General features: G+C 43.4%; 6 protein-coding genes. 1 reads left to right on the forward strand and 5 read right to left on the reverse strand.

Going from position 1 to position 7,658, the window contains the following annotated elements:
- Positions 1-181: 181 nt before the first annotated feature.
- From F8S12_RS39710 to F8S12_RS39725, 4 genes are all read right to left on the reverse strand, one after another.
- Positions 182-508 (reverse strand): hypothetical protein, encoded by a 327-nt coding sequence (locus tag F8S12_RS39710; RefSeq protein WP_196516672.1) that lies wholly within the window; start codon positions 506-508, stop codon positions 182-184.
- A 696-nt stretch (positions 509-1,204) separates the two neighbouring features.
- A complete protein-coding gene (locus F8S12_RS39715; RefSeq protein ID WP_196521771.1) occupies positions 1,205-1,363 on the reverse strand; it encodes a hypothetical protein in 159 nt (52 codons plus the stop codon).
- A gap of 213 nt (positions 1,364-1,576) precedes the next feature.
- Positions 1,577-1,777, reverse strand: a complete 201-nt coding sequence (locus F8S12_RS39720; protein ID WP_196521772.1) for a hypothetical protein — start codon at positions 1,775-1,777, stop codon at positions 1,577-1,579.
- A complete protein-coding gene (locus F8S12_RS39725) occupies positions 1,767-2,015 on the reverse strand; it encodes a hypothetical protein (RefSeq protein WP_196521773.1) in 249 nt (82 codons plus the stop codon). Before F8S12_RS39725 ends, F8S12_RS39720 begins: the two co-directional genes overlap by 11 nt.
- A 582-nt stretch (positions 2,016-2,597) precedes the next feature.
- Between F8S12_RS39725 and mobV the strand changes: the two genes are divergently transcribed.
- The gene (gene mobV, locus F8S12_RS39730; protein WP_196521774.1) at positions 2,598-4,391 is read left to right on the forward strand and encodes a MobV family relaxase; all 1,794 of its coding nucleotides are present in this window, start codon (positions 2,598-2,600) and stop codon (positions 4,389-4,391) included.
- A 708-nt stretch (positions 4,392-5,099) separates the two neighbouring features.
- Here mobV and F8S12_RS39735 read toward each other — a convergent pair.
- The coding region (locus F8S12_RS39735; protein WP_196521775.1) for a DUF5906 domain-containing protein at positions 5,100-7,658 on the reverse strand (2,559 nt) is incomplete at its 5' end.

A 7,658-nucleotide genomic window follows, 5' to 3' on the forward strand; every position in this document is an offset into this window, starting at 1 on the left:
AGCCGCCCAATTGCACGATATTGTAGAGAATCTGTTGGCGTTATCGGTTGATTATTGACTGATAACTGCTGTGTATCGGTAGTAATGGTCATGCTGACAATCTTGAATATATATATGAGAACACTAAGCTTTGGAAAAGCGATCGCTTTTAAAGAAAACTGAGAGCGCCAAGAAAATCTGTCTATGAAGAAGCACCAGCTTCAGATACAGTAGCCCCTACATCTGGTTTGACTTCCTTCGCCTTCTTTTCAAAAAGCTGAATTCCGGCATCAATAATTTCAAACCCGTTTTCTGTTCGTTGGCCAAGCTTGCCGGATACAGCCCCAGCCCAGTCTGCGAATTCCGAGGCGCTAGTTTCAGCCTTCCGCCAACTTTTTGCATTAACTTGAGCGGTAAAGACTATGCCGTTCTGATCAGTCAACTCGATTGCAACTTTTTTATTCTCTGCTGGTGTAGCTGTTGGCAGTGACCCGCTAAATTTTATTGTCACTTCGCTTTTGGCTGACATCCCTTACCCCTGGCTCATCATCAATTTCATTTTTCCCGCTCCTGATTTTATCTTGGATTAGGTTGACCACAAGATGCGCGATCGCGCATTGCTATCGTAGTTGTTCACTTTGAAAGTGAACGTTGAGCATTCGACTTGAAACAGAACCAAGACTCAACATTAAAAAAACAAAATCCACAAAAAAAATTTACCCCTGTTTTTGACCCTTTTTTTGTCTATCTAATTGATAATTAGTCTCAAGATAAACCGCCCAAACCGTGATTATTGACACATTTATCAAGAAATATTACAGTTTTAGCACTGGTTCCTTGATTTTGCTAAATTCGTGCGTCTAACAGAAAATCTCGACAAAACATCCATTTTCCCAATTCTTACCAACTACATTCAACATCTCCCAATATCTAGACAATATCTCCCAATTCTCCAATTTTTTCTTACCTTTTTACACCTTTTACATCATCCAGTCACAAAATTCTCATTAGCTCAAAAATTCCCAAGAAATCCGAACAGTTCCCAATACTTACAAGAAGTCTCCCATTTGCTCCCAATAATTGGTCAATTACCCTGAAAATCGCTTAAAAGCTTTTAAGCTCTGTAATCCATCTTTTTCTGACGCACAGTACGCCATATTTGGCGGAAAGTTTTTGACAGCCAAAATTTAAAAGCAGAAGCATAAGCAACAGTCATCAAAAAATACTACGGAATAACTACATAATTACGACAAAAGCCCCCGATGAGTTCACCCCTCTGAAAACTGCGGCGATTCTTCTCTAGTTCTTCGCTATTTGTTGTGCGACTCAATAACCAGTGAATATTATCATGCCCAATTTGCAGCATCTTCTCGTATTGAATCAAGTTGCTCCTCAGTAACCCACTGTGTTGTACAAGACATTGTTTTCACTGAAGTCACATAAGGGGTGATTACGGGGTGTAAGAGGGGTGTTTGAGGAGAAAAATTAGAAACCGGATAAAAAACCCAAAACGTATTACAGGGGTGATTACGGGGTGATTACGGGGTGTTTGAGGAAATGTCCAAGGCAATTGAAGAAATGAGCTTTTTCTCAACTACTACTCAACACCAAACAGCTTGTTAATCTGTTTCATTTCCGATGACAGTTCTAAATCCATCAAACCGTCAGTGTCTTCATCCCAGATTTGGTCATCCGAGGTAGACACCAATTTGACATCATCTGCACTGTTGCTAACTTCAACATTGTTCACAACCACAGCAGTTTTTACTTTAGATTCCAGAAAAACCTCACGAATCAAAGCTGCTTGTGCAACAAAATTTTTTAATTGACCAAATTGCCTTCTGCCTCAGTTCTTCACCATCCACAGAATCAGCAGATACGGTGAAAGGCAACCAATGTTCTTTGAGGGTCAACATCACTATCTCAGGCAAGTTCCCTAAATCAAAGGGTTCTGTTTGAAGATAATTAATTATCTGTCCGTCGATAGTACCTAAAGTTCGCTTAATTGAAAGAATTACTTGTTGTTTCTGTTTCATTTTTTTTCATGCAAAAGTTTGCGTGGATTAATCACAGCAGCGTCGCTGAACTTTTTCACTTTGCAGAATCAAAATGCAGAACTGAATTAAAGTCTAACCGAAATATTTTCCTTTACAAACTCAATCACAATCACCGCTAAGTCTATGTATTTAGTGGGCTTTAAATGACGAAATTGTATACCAAACTACAATTTCTCTACGACTGTTCTACGAATAGTCTACGACTGGTCTACGACTGCTCTACGACTGCTTTAGGAAATCACTTTCAGTAATCGCTCGTTTCTCTACGACTGGTCTACGACTGCTCTACGACTGTCGTAGGGAAATTGCTCTCAACAATTTTTCGCTCAAACCAAAAATGCGCCAAATCTGCCTGTAAAGCTTACACAGCAAGCTTTTCGCCAGCCGGAGACAGACTACCACAAAAATAATGTGCCTTGGGTGTACCATGTTGGTGGTGTACTCACTACACTTCTGCGCCCTGCGGGTGGGCTGCGCCCATTCCTCGCTTCGCTTGGAACACAGAAGTTTCGTTCGCCCTCTGGGGTTTTTGCACTCCCTTTGACCTTCGAGTAAAAATCAATGGTGGCTTTAGCAATCTTGCGCGTTGAGAAACTAAAATCTTTCGGCAACGTTGGCGGTAGTGAAAAACATACTGCCCGTTTACAAGATACCCCGAATGCCGACACCACTAAAAAAAATATCCGGCTGATTGGCATGGAGGATGGCACAGCACTTGAAGAATTAGTAAAAACTAAGATAGCCAGCACCACAAAGCACAAACCCCGCAAAGATGCCGTGCTATGTAGCGATATATTTTTATCGGCATCACCCGAATACTTTCGCCCTCATGACCCGTCACTAGCTGGTGAGTGGGATGATGACCGGATGGTAGATTTCGCCTCTGCTTCCAGGGCTTGGCTAATCAACAATTATGGTGATAAGTGCGTTAGGGCAGAATTGCATTTAGATGAAGCAACTCCCCACATTCATGCTTATGTTGTTCCACTCAACGACAAAACTAAGCAGTTAAGCCACAAAGAAATGTTTGGGGGTAATGGTGGTGCTGCCAGCATAAAGTTATCCAAACTCCAAGATAGTTATGCTGCTGCACTCGCTCCTTTGGGCATTGAACGCGGGGTAAAGGGCAGCAAAGCAACCCACACCAAAGTCAAAGAATATTACCAAGCCGTTAACAGTGAACCACTCACCGCAGTCATTACAAATAACCAATTAGCACCCACACCATTTGAATCAGCCAGGAATTACCTTGCCAGGATTCAGTCTGATGACCAGTTCCAAGCCATTAATCACCAACTGGCTGATCGCTCCTTTATGGCAGAGCGATTGGAGAGGGCAGAACAACGGGCTAGGGCCAGCGAGAAGGAGCGACAACGGCTAGAAGAAATTGTACGATCGCTGGAATTGAAAACCCAACAACTGCGCGACTTGCCCCTGGAGGATGTCGCCTGGGAGTTGGGGCTACACCATGATCTTGGAAAATGGAAGGGTCACGGACACATCATTAATATAGATGGCGAGAAATTCTACGATTTCGCCCCCGATCAACAAAAGGGATCAGGCGGTGCGATTGATTTGGTGATGCACGTCAACAATTGCAATCTGCGGCAGGCGGTTGTCTGGTTACATGAGCGATTTGGGGAAGCTGGGGCAGAACGAGCAGCGATCGCCAAAGCAAAAACAGTGGCATCGGAGATTATACAGTTAGAACCACGCGACAAATTCAGGCTACCAGTTGAGGATAAAACTAAGTGGTCTTCTGTCTCCAACTACCTAACCCAGAAACGGGGGATACCATCAAATTTTGTGGAAGTTCTGCATAACCGGGGGTTAGTTTACGCTGATGACCAGCAAAACACTGTGTTCGTGATGCGGAATCTTGGCGAAGAACCCCAGGCAATAGGAGCGTTCCTGCGGGGGACACGGGGCGAGAACAACACTTTTAAGGGATACGAGAAAGGAACCGTTAGACGTGATAGCTGGTTTCACTTCCACTTAGGCGGCCAGCCAACAGATCCTGTAGAGAAAGTGGTGCTTTTGAAATCGCCCATCGATGCCATATCTTTTGCCATGCTGGAATATCAGCTTAGAGGCGACGTGCCACCCAATAGAACGCTGTACATGGCGGTAGATAATCCCAAAAGCTTACCAGTGGAGCAATTGCAGCATATTCCTAATGTTATGGTGGCGTTTGACTCGGACGATTCTGGTAATGCAGCTGCACGAGCTGCCAAGGAACTACTGCCACAGTCTAAGCGGATCAAGTGCAAAGCTAGTGATTGGAATCAGCAGCTTATAGATTATGGACAGCAGTTAAAACAACAGCATCAGCAGGAGGAAGATTTGAGTCTTTAATAGTCAGCGTTGAAGAGAGTAACTGTACATCTGCTTTTGTAGCACAAAAGTAGTTCTTTATTATTTTTTTTTTGTTCAAGTGATTTGAAATTCACTTAAATCATCATTTTTCGCTCCAAAAAACTTTCCGCGCCTTTTGGCGTACTGTGCGTCAGAAAAAGATGGATTCCAAGGCTTAGACCCTCTAAAGCGTGTTTAAAACTCATTGGGAAATATGGGGATAAATCGGGTGACTTTTGGGATTTATTGGGAATTATTGAGCTAATGAGAATTTGGTGACTGGAAGATGTTGAAGAGGTAAAAAAATCAGCGATGAATTTGAATTTGCGTTCTGTAGGATTGGGATATATTGAGTTTAATTGGTGAGAATTGGTGAAAATCGGGAATTTTGGCGATTTTCGGTGTCATGCACAAAACAGCACAATTGTAATCTTTCACAAGATTTATTTACAAAGGCTGAAGGGATTACGGTATAAGCGTTTTAGCCTTTTAGGAATAATTCTTAACAAGGGGTCAAAAACGGGGTAAATTTTTGTAGATTTAATGTTGAATCTTGGTTCTGGCACGGTGATGCCCTAAGCGATCGCACTTCAACCGAGTTCCCAACAAACAATTCCGTTTGTTGGGGTAAATATAGCGAACGGCGGATACCCTTAAGTAGTTTATTTATAAAACAGTAAGCTAACGGGTGGCAGTGACCACCCATTTTTATGAGCCAAAGTGAACCTCCCTCTCGGCGGCTGGTACTAGCATATAAAGTTGCGCGAATTCACCCAAGGTCAAAAACCCGTGCAGTTCCGAGTAAGAAAGAATTTCCATTTCACTCAAAATATCCTTAACCACCTCCCAACTTGGATTAGGGGATTCCAAGATACAAGCGATCGCAACAGAAGCTAAAACCTTGGAATCTTCGTCAGATCGCACCGACTCGGATTCACCCGCACCACTTTCTAGCTCTGACGCACCAGTGACGCATGAGTTTTCCATGCTCTGTAAGGGTTCCGCACCACTTTCTAGCTCTGACGCACCAGTGACGCATGAGTTTTCCATGCTCTGTAAGGGTTCCGCACCACTTTCTAGCTTTGACGCACCAGTGACGCAGGACTCACCGCAGCAGTTTTCCTTATCCTGCAAGGGTTCCGCACTACCCGCACCAGTTGAGGTGGCATATTCTTCTTTTTTCACTGGAGGAGAAAGCAATTCAATTTTCATCTCTGACTCTTCAATGTTATTTTCCTGTAAAGAAGAAAAAGTGGTGCGGGTGGTGCGGAAGTCCTGATTTTGCGAGGTTTCTGGTGCGGAAAGTGGTGCGGAAGTGGTGCGGGTTGAGTCCATTGTGGTGCGGGTAACTTCCAAAATGCCAATGCCTTTAAGTACTGGAATGTTTCTTTTAGCAACATCGCAGTACCGAGTCCCTTTGACCGCTTTGGGGAATAGTTGAGAGATGCGGGGGATGATTTGGTTGATGCCCTTCACGTTTTTATCGCTGGGGCGAACTTGGTCGATCCACGTTCTGCGGTTGCCCTCATCTATGGTCAGCGTCCCATTATCGATGTAGTGCTGTTCTAGCATTGACCATAAAGCTCGTGCGGTAATTTCCCCATCAGGCACATAACCTATATTTGCGCTTAAGATGAAGTCAAAAAGATGATTATTCTCTCTCTGAAGGTTGTGGAAAGCGTCGGTTGTGCATTCATAATTGATACCTGACTCTATAAGGTTGTTGAGTGCTTTTAGCATTCTATTTAGGAATGCTGGGGCAACATGTGTTCTAATAAACTCTGGATCGTAGCGGAATCGGGGGTCGCCTTTTATCTCGTTTAGGTTATTTGGCGAAGGATTATCTACAAAGGTTTTCTTGAATTCTAGAATTGCAATCCTATCTTTGATTGCTTGTATTACGCCTTGAAATGCGGGAGTCTCGTTTAAGTTGAAAATACCTATTGCATTAGAAGAAAACTCTATATGGTCTTTCCCTTTCTGTTCGCAATGTAATGTATCTCCAGTGACAAATAATTTTAAACTTTGAAGTCTATCAATCCTAGATGTTTGTGGGTTTTCAGAAGCCCAGTTAACTCGACTATATATAAGTGGGGCTAGTCCGAATTTTCTGCCTTCGTCATAAGATTGAAAGTCACCCAAAGAAACAGAAGTTAATCCGTTTTTCCCATAAATGGTTGATACACATTCGCGCAGAGCATCTTTACCATTAGAACCAAGACCAATTGCAAACATTGCTTTTACCTCTCTCCCTCTAAATTTTCTAACAGTTTGAAGGTCAAGGGATGCAGCAATATTTCTAAGAAATATTTCTTGTTGTGGCTTGTCTAAGCAAGCTAAAAGTTGCTCACAATATGTATCGTCAGCATTAGGGTCATATTCAATTAACGGTTCATAAATGAAGTAGTCCTGGGGCGTATGCGGGTCTAATCTTACTGTAAAATCTCTGCCTTCCCACTTAACCCTGACTATCCCATTAGTGCAATTTACGCCAGGAGGATTGATTAGTTCTGGGTCAATTTCTGTCCCCATTTTTACCCATTCCAAAACCTTCTTGACTGAACTAGGTGAAGCATAGGGACAAGACTTTTTACCCTGTTCGTTCTCGACCACAAAGGAATTGCAAAAGTCATAAATTCTTTTGCGCTCTGCGGAATCTGGAGAGTGTTTATAGTGGTTGCCAGTGTGGAAGTAAAGCTTATCAGCAGCACAAATCCAGTTCTTATCTCCGTAGAGAGCTTGAAAAGCTTGCTGGGTAAAGGCTACAACCGGATTTTGGTCGTCATCATCAACGACATCTACCTCTGCTTGTTGCGTTAGCGCAGCTTGCCGTAGGCATCGCTGCGCTACTGCCGCGTGGATCTCCTGCTCAAGAGCGCGGATAAATTCTGGTGTTTCCATCTGCCCCAAGATTTCTTTGATGTCACTTGATTTATATGGTAAATCGGGGCAGATGTCGTGAGGGTTAATTCCAATAAATCCAATCCCAACCTCGGCTGCACAGTCCTGGCAGGTCTGGAGTTTCTTTAGCCCAGTGTCGTCAGCATCGTGCAGAAAAACAATTAATCCTATGCCTGATTCCTTCAGGAGTTGATATTCTGGGGTGATTGTTTTCTTATCCCATCCACTGCCCTGAAACGTAATCCCAGCAAGACCATGTGAGCGACCAACTTCTACGCATCCCTCACCTTCATGCTGGAGTAGTGCCGGGGTTCCCTGCATCAATTTACTAGCGGCGATCGCTTCATCAATGCGGTAAGCTTTCCA

This window comes from Nostoc sp. WHI (genome assembly GCF_015714725.1).
GTDB lineage: Bacteria > Cyanobacteriota > Cyanobacteriia > Cyanobacteriales > Nostocaceae > Nostoc.